The organism is Variovorax sp. GW823-FHT04F07 (genome assembly GCF_058795995.1).
Window position 1 is genome coordinate 739,111 of sequence record NZ_JBXAIG010000002.1, and the last position, 18,903, is coordinate 758,013.

The following is an 18,903-nucleotide window of genomic DNA, read 5'->3' on the forward strand; positions in this document are numbered from 1 at the left end:
AGGACGTTTCAGCCCTTTCGCATGGTGATCGCATGAAAAGGGCAAGTCACTGCGCAATCGCTGCAGCCCGTGCACCGATCCGCGTCTTGAAGCGTCGACAACTTCTTCCATTGCTCGACTTCGAGACTGAGAAGGTGAAGGTCGCACGCGGCGACGCACCAGCCGCAGCCCGTGCAACGCGCGGCGTCGACAACGGGCAGCCAACCGGGTCGGTGCGGGCGGCGAGGCTGATGTACGTCCATCTATGGTTTCAACGAGCCGTATCGGCCCGGAAGGTAGCATGCTGCTGGCTCCAGTCGGCCAACAGCGGACCTTCGCCAACGCCCTCCACTAACGCCGCGGCCCCCCAACTACAGTGAGCTTGATTCTGATCTTGCGCGTCAAAGATGTACTTTCTTTCTGTCTTCCAAGACAAACGCGAAATTGTTGCGAGGCGCCCGTTTGCGGACTTTGCCGATGCGGTTGCTGCTTGTGGCGACTACTACGAACCGAGGACGTTGGGAGCGGTGCTTGAATTCAATGTTCAGGTGACCGGCAAAATATTTCGCCGTGCTACCGCTCAACTCGCGCGGCCCGAGGATGTTCCTTTTGAGTACGCCGACTCGCCCCTTGCGTGGAGAGCAGCGAAGCAATCGAACGCCTTCAGATTCGACCATTCCTATCACTTTCTTGTTGAAGGTGAAGCTGGCATTGAGCAGACCGAGCAGTGGCAGCGTGACGATGAGGCGGATGCCGAGTAGCAGCAGGTGACGCCCGCATCTGGCAAGCGGCTGCAACCAGCTTCAGTCGGCCAAGACCGGACGCTCGCTGGTGGCGCTCAATTCGCCCGATAGCAGACTTAGCGGGATCTAGTGTCGTGGACGAGTACGGCGAAAGAACAGATAAGGAGAGACATGTTCCTTAGAGCATTCATGGCGGCTTGCGGTGCGCTGTTGTTAGTTGCGTGCTCCAGTCCCAACGGCGGGAGACAAAGCTGCGAGTTGAGTGCACCACCAAGCAACGCTCAAGTCCAAGAAACTCATGGCACAACCCTCCTGATATATCCAAGCACGGTTCCGCCTCAGTACTCTGGATGTAGGAGCGTTTGGTTTTCTAATGGTCAGCTATTCGCTCGCGTTCGAGTGGAAGATGGGGACGTGAGGTCCGTCTATATCCAAGCGCCTGAAAAAACTCCGGTTGTGTGCGAGTTCGAGATATCGGGGCAACTGAAACTCGGAGACGCCCGCAGGTGCCTTCCTCAGGAAAGATGGCTGTTGAACTGAAATGTCTACGACGCGGGGCGGTGTCATGTCCGTGAGATGACGTGTTTCAACGTACGCCTCGGCATGACCGGCTACAGTCGGCCACAACCGGACTTTCAATTCCGCAGTCCATTTCTTGAAGCTAAGGCGAGTGCACATGGCGCATTCGAGAATTGCTCTCTTCGCATTCACAAGAGGTTAACCAATGAACCGGAGTATTTGCAGCGCAGTGACAGTGCTCGTCTTGGCATTGCATACCAACGTCTTTGCGCAAGCGTCGGTGAAAGTTGTCGAGGCGGCTCGACTCCAAGCGGCTCCTGTCCCAGTGGTGGTAGACCTCACGGAGCAAATCTCTTGGGTCAGAAAGGCTGAGTCCTGGATGCAGCGAGACGTTGAGCAAGGATTGCTCCCAGGCAAGTACGGCTTGCAGCTGAGGGACGCGGATGGCGTCTACCACCTTGGACCAGAACTAGCTGTGTATGTGGTGGAGCGAAACTCGGTCGCAGTGTTTCGTGGCGGCGTGTTTATTCCTATCTCCCAGGCGGCCTCACCGCGCCTATTTGCGGTGGAGGAGGGCAATCCTCGAAGGGGGAAAACTCTGGCTGAGGCGATGAGCTCACAGCCTCCAGGGGGAACTATCCTCCCTCTCGGGCTTGCCTTGATAGAAGCTTGGGCGGTAGCGTCAAACCGAGGAAATTTGGTGCTACTTCAGGAAATACAGGACGATGTTGTCGCGGCAAAGGTACGGGCCATCTTCAACCCCTAGAAAATGTCTGGTAAATGCTCCAGCGGCCGCATCTTGTTGGGCAACCACTAGCAAGAATCGGCCAAGAGCGGTCGGTGGTTATGACGAGCCTCTCACTCTCCAAGGGTTGCTTCGCCGGAAGCAAGCTTTACCTTGCAAGACAGGTCAGAAAATTATGAGCAGCCAGCCGGATTTCTATGAGAGCACCAAGGAGATGGTTCAGCTGAGACTGGGGCGTGTGCTAACCCCAGAAGAGGGACGCTCAATCGTGTCTTTTTCGATGCTGACTGAGCATCAGCTGAGAGAAATCAGGACGATAGGCGAAGCCTCCACTGTGGATGCAGCCGATTTTGTACTCTTCCTTTGCACGCCGGAGCTTCGGCAGGACGCGTTTGGATTTGCAAAAATTTTTCTCGAGAGTCGAGTAGACGTCCAATCCGTCATACGCCATTTTGAAGAGCGACGCGCTCGGAGAACACAGAGGGCTTAGGCTGTGTCACAAAAAATCCACTTCACCGAACGTCTGGTTTGTGGGTTTGCGTACTTCTGCTATGGGCCCACAAGAGACACTCCAGCATCTCCAAAGCAGGCACTCATCAGCGCGGTTCAAGCCCGCTAATTGACAGCGTCATGAGTCGATCGCATCAAGACTTGATTGCTGCGCCTCGACTGCTCAGAGACTCGCGTCTGTGAGTGTGTTCGCTTCACGATGACGTGCGATCTCACGGACATCGGCCCACCATTTTGACCATCGCTGCGCCACCTTGTCCGCAGTGAAGCGCTCCGCGGACGTCAAAGCGCCGAAGCGAAGGTCATAGGCTTTCTCGGGGTCCTCCAGCAGCGCGACGATCGCATCGGCCATCGCGTCGACGTGCCCGGGGGGAATCAGGATGCCGGCATTCCTGCCTTCCAGCAAATCCTTCGGGCCGTACTTCACGGAAAAGGCGACCAACGGACGTGCGTGGGCCAGGCATTCCAACCCGAACAGCGAGAACCCCTCCTCGTTGGACGCCATCACGCCGAGACTCGACTCCTTGAAGAGGGTTGCAACATCATTGGCATAGCCGTGGATGTGGATGCTCCCCGCCAGACCCGAAGCGTCGACGCGGGCCTGGAGCGTCGCTTGCAACGGGCCCACGCCGTGGGTGTGCAACTGTGCGTCCGGAACCCTTTTGAGGACGCGCTCGAACACCTGAAAAAGCAGTTCATGCTGCTTCTCCGGCGTGTAGCGCGCCAGATAGATCACCCGCTTCTCCTGCAAGGAAGCAGATTCCACGATCTCGGGCACACCAGGCAACGCGTGCGGAATCACGTTCAGCTTCGTCGCCGGCATACCGGACTCGAGCAAGTCCCGATGTTGCTCCTCCGTGGCAACGATCAGGCTGTCGCAGGAGTCCGCATCTTCGAACAGATGCCGATAGCTGGTTTTCAGTTGCCCATTGGGAAGCCGATGGGTGCTGTGCAAGAAGGCACTGACAGTGTGGTGAAACCGGCGGCTCGCCGTACTTTGCCGGAGCTTGCGATACATCTTGTTCTTGTCCACGAGGAAGTGCCAGGTGACGTCTTCCTCCAGATTGGCGGCCATCATCGCGCAGACAAAATCGCTCTCGGTCGCGTGGGTGACCGCAGTGCCCTGCGCATCGCGCAACTCGATGGCCTGAAGATCCGCGCCGCTTCGGCCCGACTTGAACGTCTTTCGCATCAAGATCTGACCGTTCGCCAGCCCGAACTCTTCACACCCGACCTGTGTCGGATCCCAGGCTGCGGGGTGGCTGATCTTTCGCAGCGAAGGCTTGGCAGCGCTGGCAGAAGATGAACTGCCTGGTGAACGTGATGGCCGTGATGAAGCGAGCGGGGTCAGCAAGCCCTGAGAGCTCATGTCCACCAGCCATTCGTAGACATTGAGCACCTTCGTTTCCGAAGGCAGCATCCCCTTGTCCTTCAAGCTCGCTTCGTTCTCACGCAGGCGAGGAGAGAAATTGCTGGTCAGTATCCACGGCGTGATGCCGAGCTGGCCGTGGAAGAGATGGGCGCGGCGGATGCCTGCGACCTCAATGCCGTTGCCGATCTGACGCAAGTTTTCCTGCAGGAACAACACGCGCTCTGTCGGGGAGGACTTCTGACTTCCTGCAGCCCCCTCTGCAGGGGGCGTCGATGTCTTGAGTGTGGGCCGGACCTGCTGGAACAGATCGCCCCCTTGAGTTTTTCCTTGCTTGCCTGTGGATGCAGTTGGAGCGACCGAAATATCGACATATTTCATCTCTGCAGCGCTTTCTTCTTCGTTGGCAAGGCGCTGAAGATAGCTGACCAGAACCTGACTTACAACAGAATTAGGAATCGGCCATGGCTTTGGGTAATGACAAAGTACTGAATTTGAAGCCGGCCGATCTGGCATTTCCACGCAGAGTTCTGCTGCCAGTGCGCCCATGAACGGCTGCGACTGCATGCCGCATTCAACTTTGAAAACGCAAGCGGATGCTGGCTGGCGAGTGGAGCGACACGCGTCCAGCCGAACTTGATGACGCCCGACTCGCAGGGAATCTCGACGATGTTGAAGTCAGCGTCGATGGCCATCTTCAAGCGCTCCGCACCGCGCCCTCTCACTCGCCTGAAACAACTCCCCCGCCTTGCGCGCCAATTCCGCCGCAAGCCAAAGCAGGTTGTCCAGTTGCCGGGGGCCTTCGCCGCTGCACCAGTCGATGTCTTCCCCGTGGCAGACCCACAGCAGGGCTTCGAGTTGGGCGAGTGTGTTTTCGAGGAGGTTCGCCGGGTCTTCGTGAGTGATTCCGGCGGGAGGTACCGGCGTGCGAGGCCGGGCTATAGTCTTGGTAGCCATTTTTGTGCGTTCCTTCCAAGGTGATTGCACGTCTTTGGTTAGACGGTCGGGGTGCTCGTAACACCCCGGCCGTCGCCTTTTGATACCTCGCATTTGCATCGCTGCTTTCGCACCGACAACCTGCCGCGAGGCAAGCAGCCTTTCAACATTTCAACGGCTGTGTATGTAGCGCCTTCCGAGTCCCCTTGTTGGGGTTTTGAGTGACAGGGGCAGCTACTTTAGAGAAGAGCGCAGCGCAGTGGCGCTTTCGTGCGGCACGAAGTCCCGACGAGCGCCAACAAATGCAGCTTCCGCAATGCGCCGCACGCGGGCCTTACGAGCGCCGTGCCAATCCGCAGCAGCGCTGAACACGCTCACGTCGATGGGGTGCCTTGCGCAGCGAAATCAAGGAGGAGGCCGCAGGCCGGGGGACATTCGCGGAGCAAGGTGCCCCATCGGCGGGAGCGTCGCCCCGAATGACGCTCAGGGCATCCCTCGCGCCAACAGATGGTCCACCAACCGACGCTGCGGAAAACTCAACGCCTCCTGCCGCGTACACAGGTACATCCGTCGTGACGCCCACGCATCGGTGAGGTTGATGAAGCGCAGCTTCATCTCCTTGCGGTAGGTCACCGCCGCCCCCTCGGGCAGGATGCCCACGCCCATTCCCGCTTCGATCATCCGGCACACGGCCTCGAAGCTCTTCACGCGCACACGCAGGCGCAGCACCTTGCGCGCGCTCATCGCGGCGTCTTCCATGGTGCGGGAGATGGCCGAGTCGTCTTCGAGCCCCACGAAATCGAAGTCGAGCAGTTCTTCGAACGACACCTCGCGCCCGCGCCACGGATGCTTCTGGCGCACGATGGCCACGAGCCGGTCGGTGCGGTACGGAATGAAGTGCAGCGCCGGGTCGACCGCCTCGCTGGTGATCACGCCCACGTCGGCCTGGCGGTCGCGAATCGCCTGCACGATGTACACGCTGCGGTGCTCTTCCACGCTCACGCGGATCTCGGGGTAGCGCAGCCGAAAGCTCGCCACGTCGTCGGGCAGGAACTGGCCCATCGCCGACGCGTTGGCATGCAGCCGCACGCGGCCGGTGGCGCCCTGCGCGTAGTCCGACAGGTCGGCGCGCATGCGGTCCACGTCGCGCAGGATCTGGCGCGCATGCATGGCCAGCGACTCGCCCGCGCCCGTGGGCGTCACGCCCTTCGAGGTGCGGTTGAGCAGCCCCACGCCGAGCTGGCTCTCGAGGATGGCCAGGCGCCGGCTCGCGGCCGACAGCACCATGTGGCTCTCGGCGGCCGCCTTGGACAGGCTGCCGTGCTCAATGGCGCGCAGGAACAGCGCCAGCGAATCCAGGTCGGGTCTCATCGGGTCCTCGGTCGATCGGGCGGACATTGTCGGGCCTGCGCGGTTGCGAACGCATGGCCGAAGGCCTTTCGGCGAATCGACGGCGGCGGCGATGGTTCTTCCGGAATGCGGGTTTCCCCGTCGAAACGAAGAAGCACTTTCGGGCCGGGGTGCGAAAGAATCGTCGCTGTCTCGGCGGCAACCCCGGCGAGGCGTTTCGCGGGCCGGCCCTCTACCGGGGCCACGCCCGCATTCCACGAGTCCTACCCGGAGTCTTTTCTCTCATGGCAACCCACGAACTCGCCAGCGTTGCGCTGGACGACAAATACACGGCCACCGAAGGCCGGATCTACCTGAGCGGCATCCAGGCGCTGGTGCGCCTCATGCTCGTGCAGAAATGGCGCGACCAGCAGGCCGGCCTGAACACCGCGGGCTTTGTCTCGGGCTACCGCGGCTCGCCGCTCGGCGGTCTGGACGAAGCGCTGTGGAAAGCCCAGCCGCAGCTCGAAGCCAACGCCGTCAAGTTCTTGCCCGGCGTGAACGAGGAGCTGGCCGCCACCGCCGTGTGGGGCACGCAGCAGGTGCACCTGACCGGCGAGAGCGCGGTCGATGGCGTGTTCGCCATGTGGTACGGCAAGGCGCCCGGCGTGGACCGCTGCGGCGACGTGTTCAAGCACATGAGCCACGCGGGCACCTCGCCCAAGGGCGGCATCCTGCTGGTGGCGGGCGACGACCACGGCGCGTCGTCGTCCACCCTGCCCAACCAGAGCGACCACCTGTTCGCCGCCTCGATGATCCCCATGCTCTACCCGCAGAGCGTGGAGGAGTACATCGAGCTGGGCCTGCACGGCTTTGCGATGTCGCGCTTTGCCGGTCTGCCGGTGGGCTTCAAGGCGCTGGCGGACACGGTGGAATCGTCGGGCTCCATTGCCGCCGGCGCACTCGACGTGCACACGCGCCTGCCGAAGGACTTCGTGTTCCCGCCCGGCGGCGTGCATGCGCGGCTGTCGACCGACACGCTCGGCGTGCAGGCGCGCAAGCAGGAGGCGCTGATGCAGGACTACAAGATCTACGCCGCCATCGCCTACGCGCGCGAGAACCGCCTGAACCGCGTGACCATCGATTCGCCGCAGGCGCGGCTGGGCATCGTGGCCTCGGGCAAGTCGTACCGCGACGTGCTCGAAGCGCTCGAAGAACTCGGCATCGACGCCGACGAGGCCGCGCGCATCGGCATCCGGCTGTTCAAGGTGTCGATGCCCTGGCCGCTGGAGCCCGACTCGATCCGCGAGTTTGCCGACGGGCTCGAAGAAATCCTGGTGGTCGAAGAGAAGCGCCAGATCGTCGAGTACCAACTCAAGGAGCACCTGTACAACTGGCGCGAGAACGTGCGCCCACGCGTGATCGGCAAGTTCGACGAACAGGGCGAATGGGGCGCGCACCCGCGCGGCCAGTGGCTGCTGCCGGCCACGGCCGACTTCTCGGTGGCGCAGATCGCGCGCGTCATCGCCGGGCGCGTGGCGCGCTTTCACACCAGCGACCGCATCCGCATGCGGCTGGCGATCCTCGACGCGAAGGACGTGGTGCTCGGCAAGGCCGTGGCCACGCCCTCGCGACCGGCCTGGTACTGCGCGGGCTGCCCGCACAACACCTCGACCAAGGTGCCCGAAGGCAGCCTGGCGCTCGCGGGCATCGGCTGTCACGTGATGGCCACCGCCATCTACCCCGAGCACAACCGCACCACCACGCACATGGGCGGCGAAGGCGCGCCGTGGCTCGGGCAGGCGTGGTTCTCCAAGCGCAAGCACGTGTTCGCGAACCTCGGCGACGGCACCTACTACCACTCGGGTTCGCTGGCGATTCGCGCGGCCGTGGCGGCGGGCGTGAACATCACCTACAAGATCCTCTACAACGACGCGGTCGCGATGACGGGCGGGCAGCCGGTCGACGGGCCGATCACCGTGCCGCGCATCGCGCACCAGGTGGCGGCCGAAGGCGTGAAGCGCATTGCGCTGGTGGCCGAAGACCCGACGCGCTGGGCCGATCGCAGCCTGCTGCCGCCGGACCGCGACGGCTTGTTTTCGCTGAGCGTGCACCACCGCGACGACATGGACGCGGTGCAGCGCGAGCTGCGCGGCTTCGAGGGCGTGTCGGTGCTGATCTACGACCAGGTGTGCGCGGCCGAGAAGCGCCGCCGCCGCAAGAAGGGCGAGTTCCCGCCCGCCGCGCGGCGCGTGTTCATCAACGACGCGGTGTGCGAAGGCTGCGGCGACTGCGGCGAGCAGTCGAACTGCACCGCCCTGCTACCGAAGCAAACCGACCTGGGACTGAAGCGCAGCGTGGACCAGAGCGCGTGCAACGCCGACGAGTCGTGCATCAAGGGCTTCTGCCCGAGCTTCGTGACGGTCGAGGGCGTGAAGCCGCGCAAGCACGCCCCCGTGGCCGTGAAGGCCGCCGAGGAACCCGCCCTGCCCGCACCGGCGCCGCTCGCGCTCGAAGGCATGCACAACATCCTCATCACCGGCATCGGCGGCACGGGCGTGATCACCATCGGCGCGCTGATCGGCATGGCGGCGCACCTCGAGGGCAAGGGCGTGAGCGTGCTCGACATGACGGGCATGTCACAGAAGAACGGCTCGGTCACGTCGCACGTGCGCATCGCGCGCGACGCGGCGCAGCTGAAGGCGCAGCGCATTCCCACCGGCGAGGCCGACCTGATCCTGGGCTGCGACATGCTCACGGCCGGCGCGCCCGACGCCATCGCGCGCATGCGGCCGGGCCGCACCTACGCGCTGGTCAACACCTTCGAACAACCGACGGGGCACTTCGCGCAGCAGCCCGACTGGGAGTTTCCAGCGACGCAGGTGCGTGCGCTCATCGAGGAATCGGTGGAAGGCCGCGCCGACTTCATCGACGCCACGCAGCTGGCCACGCGCCTCATGGGCGACGCCATTGCCGCCAACCTGTTCCTGCTGGGCTTCGCGTTCCAGAAGGGGTTCGTGCCGCTGTCGGCGCAGGCACTCGACAAGGCCATCGAGATCAACGGCGTGGCCGTGAAGGCCAACCAGGCCGCGTTCCGCTGGGGCCGCAAGGCGGCGCTCGACCTCGCAGCCGTCACGCGCCAGGCTGCGCCGGCGCAGGTGGTGTCGCTGCAAAAGCCCCAGAGCTTCGAGGCGCTGGTGGCCGACCGCACCGCGTTCCTCACGGCGTACCAGAACGCCGCCTACGCACGCAGCTACGCGGACCTCGTCGAACGCGTGCGCGACGCCGAACAGCGCACGCGCGGCAGCACGGTGCTCGCCAAGGCCGTGGCCTCGGGCCTCTTCAAGCTCATGGTCTACAAGGACGAGTACGAGGTGGCCCGGCTGTATGCCGACCCGCGCTTCATGGAGAAGCTCGGCGAGCAGTTCGAAGGCAAGCCGGTGCTGCGCTTTCACCTGGCACCGCCGGTGCTGGGCCGGCGCGATGCCGAAGGCCGCGCGGTCAAGACCAGCTTCGGCCCGTGGATGCTCGGCGCCTTCCGCGTGCTCGCCAAGCTGCGTGGCCTGCGCGGCACGGCGCTCGATCCGTTCGGCCGCACCGCCGAGCGCCGCATGGAGCGCCAGCTCGTCGCCGACTACCGCGCGATGGTCGAAGACCTGCTCGCGCGCTTCGAGCGCATCGACTTCGACACCGCCCTGTCGCTGGCGCGCCTGCCGGAGCAGATCCGCGGCTTCGGGCACGTGAAGGAAGAAAGCATCGTGTCGGCACGCGTGCGGTGGGAAATGCTGCGCGGGCAGCTCGACAGCGCAGCACCTGCGCGGGCGGTTCGACCGGAGCCTGTGGCCGCTTAGTCGATGGAGCGGCCGGCGCGGCCCGCTACAGCAGGCCTCTGGCAGAGGCCTTCAGCGTGGCGGCCGCGCGGGTCGAGCAACCGAGCTTGCGAAACACACGTTCGACGTGCGTGCGCACCGTGCTCGCGCTGATGTTCAACGTGCGCGCGACCTGCTTCGTGTTGTCGCCCTGGCTGATGCAGCGCAGGACGTCCAGCTCGCGCTGGGACAGCGAAGCATCGTCCTGCGCAGGCACCACGGGCTTCGCAGGCGTGCCCGAGAGCGTGCAGGCAAGCAGTGCGCCGACGACCTCCGCGTCGAAGCGACCGGCCTCGGCGTCCGCCTGCATGCGATCGCGCGCCTGCGCGTCGGTCAGTTCGGGTCGCCACGGGCGGCGGGTGCGGTGCGACACCCACTGCTCGGCCGCCGCGACGACCTGCCCTTCGAGCGGCATCGACGCGCCGGAGCGGCCACGGAAGTAGCCGGAGCCATCGCGCCGCTCGAAGGCGAACGAGGCGATCTCTGCTTCTGCCGCGAGACCGTCGATCTGCCCCGCTGCGCGGGACGTCCAGTACGGCACGAGCCGCAGGCGCTCCATCGACGCGGCCGGCAGCGGCTCGGGCGCATTCCAGATGGCGTTGGGCACCGCGGCCCGCCCGATGCCGTGGATCAGGCCGGCCCGGTGGATGCGATGGCACATCGCTTCGCTCATGCCCAGCTGGGCGCCGCAATCGCGCGCCAGGCGGGCCACGCGCCGCGAGTAGCCCGTCATCCACGGCAGCTTGAGGTCGCTCACGTCGCCGACGAGTTCCAGCCCGACGCGCCGGCGCATCGACACCGGCGGATCGGCGGCGTCGGTCCACGGCGCGGGCGACGCATCCAGCCGCGTCATCCACGCCACAGCGTGCGGTGCGCAGGCGTCGACCAGGAAGCCGGGGTAGAGGCTGTCGGCGCGCCCCCGCGCGAGCGTGAGGGCTTCGTCGAGCCCGTAGAGGCGGCTGAAGATTTCGAGATCGCTCGCCAGGGCCACGACGTAGGTGGCCAGCGGCACGCCCTCGCCCTGCAGCAGGCCGGGGACGCCGCTGCCGTCGTAGGCCTCGAAGACGGCGCGCAGCGCGGCTTCGGCCTCGGGCCCCAGGCCGAGCATGTTCGCGATGTCGCCGGCAATCTCGCAATGGATCTGGGCCATTGCCACGACGGCCCCGGGAATGGACGCCTGGTGGGGCTGGCGCAGGCGCGGTTGCGCGGAGGCCAGAAGGGCTCGCCGGCCCAGCACGTCGTCTTCCAGGAAGTCCGCGAACTCCTGCGCGTTCGCCGTGCAGCCCGACCAGCGCAGCAGCGCCACGTGTTGCGCGACCTCGGCCTGCGCCGCGTTGCAGCCGGCCTGTGTCGCGATCATGCCGGCCAGCCAGGCGGTGCGCAGCGAATGGTCGATGGACTGACCCATGCTCAGGTCGCCGATGAAGGCGAGCGCGCGGGCCGCGTCGAAAGCGGTGAGGGTGGTGTCTTCGGGCATGGGATCGCGGGGGCGAGCGCACAGCATCGCACAGCCGCCGGTTCGGCGCGTGTCGGTCATTCGACCGATACCGTGGTCCGGGGGAACGCAGAAGAATCGTTGCACCCGCCTCGTGCGAGGCGCGCCCCCTCCTCTTACCCACACCCTTTCATGCCCGACATCATCCACCCCCCTCTGCAGCCGGCCGCCTGGCTGCGCAAGCTCTACCTCATCCGCGCGGCCTTTTCCTTCGTGTGGGTCGCGCTGGCCTTCAGCGTCGCCAGGCAGTCGCCGGTGCTGACGGCGATCCTGCTGGTCGTCTATCCGGCGTGGGACGCGCTGGCGAACCTGGTGGACGCCCGGATGACGGGCGGCCCCCGGGCCAACCCGAGCCAGATGCTGAACACCTGGATCAGCGCGCTGGTCACCGCGGCCGTGGTGGCCTCGCTGGTGCTCGGGCTCCAGATCGGCCTGGCCATCTTCGGCGTCTGGGCCATCGTGTCGGGCCTGCTGCAGCTGGCGACGGCCGTTCGCCGTCGAAAGAGCCATCGGGGGCAGTGGGTGATGATGCTGAGCGGCGCGCAGTCCGCGCTGGCCGGCGGCCTCTTCGTCGCACGGCAAGGCACCGACGCCCCGGTCCTGCAGACGCTCGCAGGCTATGCGACGGTGGGCGCCGTGTACTTCCTGATCTCCGGACTCGTGATCCTGCTTCGCAAGCCGCAGGAGCGGCCCGTGAACCCGCTCACCGCCGCGCCTACAGCATCTTCCACTTCTGGCGGTCGATGACGCGGCGGCGCGTGTCCATGTTCAGCTGCGACAGCTCGATCTTCACCTGGTCCTTCGTGATGTCGACCAGCCCCCAGTTGCGCTGCAGCGCACCGACGGTGACGGCCGTGCGCAGCGCGGCGCCGGAGGACGTGGCTTCGAACAGGCTCCAGGGGCCCGCCGGCCACGGCACGGCGAAGCGGTTCTCGTGCACGTCGCCGCTGAGGATGAGGATGCGGCGCTTCTCCGCGAGCTTGAGGATCGCGGCGTGCTCGGCCGCGCAATCCATCCAGGTCTCGCCGTGGCGGGCTTCGAAGGTGAGGCCGCTGGCGATCAGGTGCACGGTCTTCTCGTCCGAGTCTTCGATGGCCTTCTTCAGTTTCTTCATCTGCGCGCTGCCGAGCACCGCCGTCGCGCCGCCCTTGGTCTTGTAGCTGCGGCCGTCGGTGAGGTGCAGCATCACCGGACCATCCGCATCGCCGACATTGCTCAGCATGAGGGGCCGGTAGCCGGGTTCGGCAACGCCCGAGGCCCAGGGATCGCCGGCCTTGGGAAAGGTCTTCGGATCGTGTGAATCCAGCGCCTTGCGGTATTCCTGGAACGCCGCGCGGGTCGGGTCCAGCAAATGCCGGTAAGACGGCTGTCCCTCGATCTGCGCACCGCAAGCGCCGTTCCACAGAAAGTCGTGGTCGTCCCAGATCGGATGGATCTGCAGGTCGGTCTTGCGCACCAGCTTGGCGAACTCCTTCTGGTTCAGCTGGTCGCGCAGCCGGCCGAAGGCGTGGATCGCGAAGTCGTTGGCGCCCATGGCCTTGATGGCGCCCATGCTGGAGCCGTCCGCGTCGTAGTAGGCCGAGTCGCCCAGCAGCACCAGGTGCGTGGCGCCGGACGCGCCCACCTGGGTCCAGACAGGTTGTTCCTTGAAGGTCTGGGCGCTGAAGCAGGAAGTAAAGGCGATCTTCATCGGGAGGCTCCTCGTTGTGGGTGCGCGGATGCTAGGAGCCGCCCCGAAACGTCGCCTCCCCCATCCATGGGAGGCACATGCCGCGGGCCGCAAGGGCTCAGCGCCCCTCGTCTTCCCAGTCGACCCACTCCACCGGATGGGTCTTGAGGTACCCGCTGACGGCGGCACCGACGGTCGGAAAGAACGCGGCTTCGCCCAGCCGCGCGAAGAGCCCGAAGCGCTTCAGCTTGTCCTTGACGGGGTCCTTCATCTCGGCAAAGCACAGCTGGATGCCGGCGTCGCGCAAGCTGTCGACCAGCTCGGCCAGCATGTCGGCGGAAGTCACGTCCACGCTGGTGACGGGCTCCGCCGCGACGACCAGCCAGCGCACCGGCGCGGGCGACGACGCGATGGCGTCGCCCACCCGGTCGCGGAACAGCTCGGCATTGGCGAAGAACAGCGGCGCATCCCAGCGAAACAAAACCAGGCCCGGAATGAGGCGCGCATCGGGATAGCGCGTGATGTCGTGGTAGCCCTTGACGCCGTCGGCGCGGCCCAGCACCGCGGAATAGGGGCGCCAGGCATCCCACAGGAATTCGATGACCGCGATCACGATGGCCAGGCCGATGCCTTCGACGGCGCCCAGCACGACCACGCCGACCGTGCAGGCGATCGACAGCCAGAACTCCCAGCGCTGGATGCGGTAGATCCGCCGCAGGTCGGCAATCTCGATCAGGCCGATGGCCGATGCGATCACGACCGCGGCCAGTGCGCTGGTGGGCAGGTTCTTCAGCAGGTCCGGCGCCGCCACCAGCAACAGGGCAACGGCCAGCGCGCCGACGACGCCGGTCAGCTGGGTCCTGGCGCCCGCGGCCTCGGCCACCGGGGTGCGCGACGAACTGCTGCTGACGGCAAAGCCCTGGAAAAATCCGGCCGCCAGGTTGGCGGCGCCCAGCGCCACCATCTCCTGGTTCGGGTCGACGTGCGTGCGGGTGCGCGCCGCATAGACACGGGAGAGCACGCTGGTGTCGGCGAACGAGACGAGCGCGACGGCGCAGCCGCCGATCAGCACGGGGCCGATGTCGGCGGCCGTGACCCACGGAATGCCGAACGCCGGCAGGCCTTGCGGGAGGGCGCCGAGCACCGGCACCCCCTCGCGTGTCGCCAGCCCCAGCACGCCGACGGCCACGGTCGCGCCCACTACGGCGATCAGGATGCCCGGCACACGCCGGCGGCCCTTGAGCAGCAGGATGACCGCCAGGGTGCCCGCGCCGACCATGAGCGTGGTCGCGTGGGTCTTGCCCTCCATCACCGACACGGCGATGGCCTTCAGGGTCGCCAGCGGCGCGTCGCCCTCGACCGAAAAACCCAGGAGCCTGGGCAGCTGGCTGATCAGCACGGTCAACGCGATGCCGTTCATGTAGCCGTAGCGGATCGGCTTGGAAAGCAGCTCGGTGACGAAGCCCAGGCGCGCAACGCCCGCGAGGATGCACACCGCGCCCGACACGATCGCCATCAGGCCCGCCAGGGCGATGGCGCGCTGCGGGTCGCCGCCCGACAGCGGAAGGACGACGGCCAGGATGAGGGCCGCCAGCGAGGAGTCCGGGCCCAGCACCAGGATCCGGCTGGGGCCGAACACGGCGTACGCGAGCAACGCCACGATGGTCGCGTAGAGGCCGTGGATGCCGGGGACGCCCGACGCCTGCGCGTAGGCGATGCCGACGGGCACCAGCATCGTGGTCAGCACCAGCCCGGCCACGATGTCGTGCCGCAGCCAGGCCAGTTCGTACCCGCGCAGCGTGCGCAGTCCCGGCAGCCAGCGGCGCCACCCGGCCGCATCGGCGGCCTTCGCCCGCGGCGCACTGCGGCCGGGTTCGGAAAGAGGAGGTGGAGGTTCCAGGTCGTTCATGCGCCGCGGGCCACAGGGTGGACGGACAGTGCAGAGGCGCGCCGGGAAAGGCAAGGGGGAAGACACGGGTGCCGGCATGGGCCGCGCGACCCTCCCCGCCCCTGCGCCCCGGGTGCCTGCGAAACACGCGCTTGACCGGCTGCGCCCGCGCCCGAAATTCGCTAGGCTGTGGTGGCGCGCGATGCCATCGAGCGCGGAGACAACGCGATGAGCCAAGGCACATCTCTTCGTCTGCATGTACCGGAGCCCACCGGGCGGCCGGGGCACGAGACCGATTTCTCCTACCTGCATCTGTCGCGTGCCGGCGAGGTGCGAAAACCGCCGGTCGACGCATCGCCGGCCGACACCAGCGACCTGGCCTACACGCTGGTGCGCGTGCTCGACGACGACGGCCGCGCCGTCGGCCCGTGGGCGCCGCCGGCCGACCCCGAACTGCTGCGCCGCGGCCTGCGCGCGATGATGAAGACACGCGCCTTCGACGCCCGCATGCTGATCGCGCAGCGGCAGAAGAAGATCTCCTTCTACATGCAGTGCCTGGGCGAGGAGGCCATCGCCACCGGCCACGCGCTGGTGCTGCAGCAGGGCGACATGTGCTTTCCCACCTACCGCCAGCAGGGCCTGCTGCTGGCGCGCGACGACGTGACGCTGCTCGAGCTGACCTGCGAGCTGATGTCCAACGAGCGCGACCCGCTCAAGGGGCGGCAGCTGCCGGTGTGCTATTCGATGAAGCGGGCCGGCTTCTTCTCGATCTCGGGCAACCTGGCCACGCAGTTCATCCAGGCGGTGGGCTGGGGCATGGCCTCGGCGATCAAGGGCGACACGCGCATCGCCTCGGGCTGGATCGGCGACGGCGCCACCGCCGAGTCCGACTTCCACACGGCGCTGACCTTCGCGCACGTCTACCGCGCGCCGGTGATCCTCAACGTGGTCAACAACCAGTGGGCGATCTCGACCTTCCAGGCCATCGCCGGCGGCGAGGCCACCACCTTCGCGGCGCGCGGCGTGGGCTGCGGCATCGCCTCGCTGCGCGTCGACGGCAACGACTTCCTGGCGGTGCTGGCGGCCTCGCGCTGGGCGGCCGAGCGCGCCCGCAGCAACCTGGGGCCGACGCTGATCGAGTGGGTCACCTACCGCGCCGGCGCGCATTCGACCTCGGACGACCCGTCGCGCTACCGGCCGGCCGACGACTGGGCGCATTTCCCGCTGGGCGATCCGGTCGCGCGCCTGGCGCAGCACCTGACGGCCATCGGCGCCTGGTCGCAGCAGGAGCACGCGCAGACGCAGGCCGACATGCAGGCGCAGGTGAACACCGCGGTGAAGGAGGCCGAGCGCTTCGGTTCCATGGCCGACGGCCATGTCGCGGGCGACGCCGCCCTGTTCGAGGACGTCTACAAGGACATGCCCGAGCACCTGAAGCGCCAGCGCGAACAGCTGGCGTCCGAGGGGTGACGGCCATGGCCTCGATGACCATGATCCAGGCCCTGCGCTCCGCCATGGACGTGATGCTGGAGCGCGACGACAACGTGATCGTCTACGGCCAGGACGTGGGCTACTTCGGCGGCGTGTTCCGCTGCACCGAAGGCCTGCAGGCCAAGTACGGCCGCTCGCGCGTGTTCGATGCGCCGATCAACGAGGGCGGCATCGTCGGCTCGGCCATCGGCATGGGCGCGTACGGCCTGCGTCCGGTGGTGGAGGTGCAGTTCGCCGACTACGTCTATCCGGCCTACGACCAGATCGTGTCCGAGGCGGCGCGCCTGCGCTACCGCTCGGCGGGCGACTTCACCGCGCCGATCACCATCCGCATGCCCTGCGGCGGCGGCATCTACGGCGGCCAGACGCACAGCCAGAGCCCGGAGGCGCTGTTCACGCACGTGTGCGGGCTGCGCACGGTGATGCCCTCCAATCCGCGCGATGCCAAGGGCCTCCTGATCGCCTCGATCGAGAACGACGACCCGGTCATCTTCCTGGAGCCCAAGCGGCTGTACAACGGCCCCTTCGACGGCCACCACGACCGGCCGCTGGTGCCCTGGTCGGCGCATCCGCTGGGCGAGGTGCCCGAGGGCTACTACACGGTGCCGCTGGAGTCGGCGACGGTGTTCCGCCCCGGCGCCGACCTGACGGTGATCAGCTACGGCACCATGGTCTTCGTCTGCGAAGCGGCCGCGCGCGAGACCGGCATCGACGCCGAGATCATCGACCTGCGCAGCCTGTGGCCGCTGGACCTGCAGACGCTGGTCGCCTCGGTGAAGAAGACCGGCCGCTGCGTGATCGTGCACGAGGCCACGCGCACCAGCGGCTTCGGCGCCGAGCTGACGGCGCTGGTGCAGGAGCATTGCTTCCACCACCTGGAAGCGCCGATCGGGCGCGTGGCCGGCTGGGACACGCCCTACCCGCATGCGCAGGAGTGGGCCTACTTCCCGGGCCCCGCGCGCGTCGGTGCGGCCTTGCGCCGCGCCATGGAGAACTGAATGGGCACGCTCACGATCAAGGTGCCGGACCTGGGCGAAGGCATTGCCGAGGTGGAGCTGGTGGCGTGGCGCGTACAGCCCGGCGACACGGTGGCCGAAGACCAGGTGCTGGCCGACGTGATGACCGACAAGGCCACCGTCGAGATTCCCTCGCCGGTCGCGGGCCGGGTGCTCGCGCTCGGCGGCGAGGTGGGGCAGCAGATCGCGGTGGGCGCGGAGTTGATCCGGATCGATGTGGCCGGCGGCGGTGAGGCACGGGAGGAGGCGCCGGTCGTATCGGCGGCGGCGCCTGCACCGGCACCAGTCGAACGCGCACGCCCCTCGGGCGGCAAGCCGCTCGCCGCGCCCGCGGTGCGCCATCGGGCGGCGGTCCTCGGCATCGATCTGCGGCAGGTGCCGGGCAGCAGCGCGGACGGCCGCATCCTGCACGAGGACCTCGACGCCTGGCTGCTGCGCCGGCCCGGTCCGCCGGCGCCGGATGTCGCGCGCTACGCCGAACGCCACGACGAGGAGGCCGTGCCCGTGACCGGCGTGCGCCGCCGCATCGCGCAGCGCATGCAGGACGCGATGCGCCGCATTCCGCACTTCACCTACGTCGAGGAGGTCGACGTGACCGAGCTGGAGCTGCTGCGCGCCCGCATCAACGAACGCTGGGGCGGCGAGCGGGCGCACCTGACGCTGCTGCCGCTGCTGGTGCGCGCGGTGGTGCTGGCCGTGCCGCGCTTCCCGCAGATCAACGCCCGCTTCGACGACGAGGCGGGCGTGCTCACGCGCCACGGCGCGGTGCACGTCGGCATCGCCACCCAGACGGCGGCCGGCCTCATGGTGCCGGTGCTGCGCCATGCGGAAGCGCGCGACCTCTGGTCGAGCGCGACCGAGATCGCCCGCCTGGCCGATGCCGCGCGCGCCGGCCGGGCCACGCGCGACGAGCTGAGCGGCTCGACCCTCACCGTCACCAGCCTGGGCGCACTGGGCGGCATTGCTTCCACGCCGATCATCAACGCGCCCGAGGTGGCGATCGTCGGCGTCAACCGCATCGTGCAGCGCCCGGTGATGCTGGGCGGCGCGGTGGTCGCGCGCCGCATGATGAACCTGTCCTCCTCCTTCGACCACCGCGTGGTCGACGGCCAGCTGGCGGCCGAATTCGTGCAGGCCGTGCGGGCTTCGCTCGAGTGCCCGGCGCTGCTTTTCATCGAGTAGCCGCCCCGCACAAGCCTCACCGCCCCGGCGCGCGGCGGGGGTACCCCGTCGACCGGAACGCCCCGGGAATACCCTCTGAACCCCCTGCAATCTTCTTGCCTACAGTTCTTGTATGCAAGAAAAAGCGATCCTTGCATGCAAAACCTCGACACGACAACGACAG

General features: G+C 66.8%; 13 protein-coding genes. 6 read left to right on the forward strand and 7 right to left on the reverse strand.

Annotated elements, in window-relative coordinates:
* Positions 1–8 precede the first annotated feature (8 nt).
* Positions 9–242 carry an ATP-binding protein gene (locus AC1RAA_RS12595; RefSeq protein ID WP_082818010.1) on the reverse strand — a complete coding sequence of 78 codons (234 nt, stop codon included), beginning with the start codon at positions 240–242 and terminating at the stop codon, positions 9–11.
* A 144-nt stretch (positions 243–386) separates the two neighbouring features.
* Here AC1RAA_RS12595 and AC1RAA_RS12600 point away from each other — a divergent pair, with 144 nt between their 5' ends.
* Positions 387–740 (forward strand): hypothetical protein, encoded by a 354-nt coding sequence (locus AC1RAA_RS12600; RefSeq protein WP_492728999.1) that lies wholly within the window; start codon positions 387–389, stop codon positions 738–740.
* A 1,919-nt stretch (positions 741–2,659) separates the two neighbouring features.
* Here AC1RAA_RS12600 and AC1RAA_RS12605 read toward each other — a convergent pair.
* The 3 genes from AC1RAA_RS12605 to AC1RAA_RS12615 all read right to left on the reverse strand — a co-directional run bounded on the left by AC1RAA_RS12605 (position 2,660) and on the right by AC1RAA_RS12615 (position 6,172).
* Positions 2,660–4,432: a glycosyltransferase gene (locus AC1RAA_RS12605; RefSeq protein ID WP_492728997.1), complete on the reverse strand. Its 1,773-nt coding sequence runs from the start codon at positions 4,430–4,432 to the stop codon at positions 2,660–2,662.
* A 111-nt stretch (positions 4,433–4,543) separates the two neighbouring features.
* Positions 4,544–4,822: a hypothetical protein gene (locus AC1RAA_RS12610; RefSeq protein WP_492728995.1), complete on the reverse strand. Its 279-nt coding sequence runs from the start codon at positions 4,820–4,822 to the stop codon at positions 4,544–4,546.
* 462 nt (positions 4,823–5,284) lie between these two features.
* Positions 5,285–6,172, reverse strand: a complete 888-nt coding sequence (locus AC1RAA_RS12615; RefSeq protein ID WP_062472076.1) for a LysR family transcriptional regulator — start codon at positions 6,170–6,172, stop codon at positions 5,285–5,287.
* 263 nt (positions 6,173–6,435) lie between these two features.
* Here AC1RAA_RS12615 and AC1RAA_RS12620 point away from each other — a divergent pair, with 263 nt between their 5' ends.
* The gene (locus tag AC1RAA_RS12620) at positions 6,436–9,981 is read left to right on the forward strand and encodes an indolepyruvate ferredoxin oxidoreductase family protein (RefSeq protein WP_492728992.1); all 3,546 of its coding nucleotides are present in this window, start codon (positions 6,436–6,438) and stop codon (positions 9,979–9,981) included.
* Positions 9,982–10,006: 25 nt separating this feature from the next.
* On the opposite strand, the gene AC1RAA_RS12625 is transcribed toward AC1RAA_RS12620, so the two are convergent.
* Positions 10,007–11,476 carry an HD domain-containing phosphohydrolase gene (locus tag AC1RAA_RS12625; RefSeq protein WP_492728990.1) on the reverse strand — a complete coding sequence of 490 codons (1,470 nt, stop codon included), beginning with the start codon at positions 11,474–11,476 and terminating at the stop codon, positions 10,007–10,009.
* Positions 11,477–11,626: 150 nt separating this feature from the next.
* Between AC1RAA_RS12625 and AC1RAA_RS12630 the strand changes: the two genes are divergently transcribed.
* Positions 11,627–12,241: a DUF308 domain-containing protein gene (locus AC1RAA_RS12630; RefSeq protein ID WP_492728988.1), complete on the forward strand. Its 615-nt coding sequence runs from the start codon at positions 11,627–11,629 to the stop codon at positions 12,239–12,241.
* Here the strand turns inward: AC1RAA_RS12630 and AC1RAA_RS12635 are convergent.
* Together AC1RAA_RS12635 and AC1RAA_RS12640 are read right to left on the reverse strand one after the other, a co-directional pair.
* The gene (locus AC1RAA_RS12635; RefSeq protein WP_492728986.1) at positions 12,210–13,184 is read right to left on the reverse strand and encodes a metallophosphoesterase family protein; all 975 of its coding nucleotides are present in this window, start codon (positions 13,182–13,184) and stop codon (positions 12,210–12,212) included. The genes AC1RAA_RS12630 and AC1RAA_RS12635 overlap by 32 nt on opposite strands.
* Positions 13,185–13,281: 97 nt before the next feature.
* Entirely contained in the window at positions 13,282–15,072 is a 1,791-nt protein-coding gene (locus AC1RAA_RS12640; protein WP_492728984.1) for a SulP family inorganic anion transporter, read from the reverse strand.
* A 207-nt stretch (positions 15,073–15,279) separates the two neighbouring features.
* Between AC1RAA_RS12640 and AC1RAA_RS12645 the strand changes: the two genes are divergently transcribed.
* Genes AC1RAA_RS12645 through AC1RAA_RS12655 form a run of 3 tightly spaced genes read left to right on the forward strand, consistent with a single transcriptional unit; the run spans position 15,280 to position 18,740 of the window.
* Positions 15,280–16,521, forward strand: a complete 1,242-nt coding sequence (locus tag AC1RAA_RS12645; protein WP_095946923.1) for a 3-methyl-2-oxobutanoate dehydrogenase (2-methylpropanoyl-transferring) subunit alpha — start codon at positions 15,280–15,282, stop codon at positions 16,519–16,521.
* A 5-nt stretch (positions 16,522–16,526) separates the two neighbouring features.
* On the forward strand, positions 16,527–17,540 hold the full coding sequence (locus AC1RAA_RS12650; RefSeq protein ID WP_062472230.1) for an alpha-ketoacid dehydrogenase subunit beta: 1,014 nt from the start codon (positions 16,527–16,529) through the stop codon (positions 17,538–17,540).
* Positions 17,541–18,740 (forward strand): dihydrolipoamide acetyltransferase family protein, encoded by a 1,200-nt coding sequence (locus AC1RAA_RS12655; RefSeq protein ID WP_492728980.1) that lies wholly within the window; start codon positions 17,541–17,543, stop codon positions 18,738–18,740.
* The last annotated feature ends 163 nt before the right edge of the window (positions 18,741–18,903 follow it).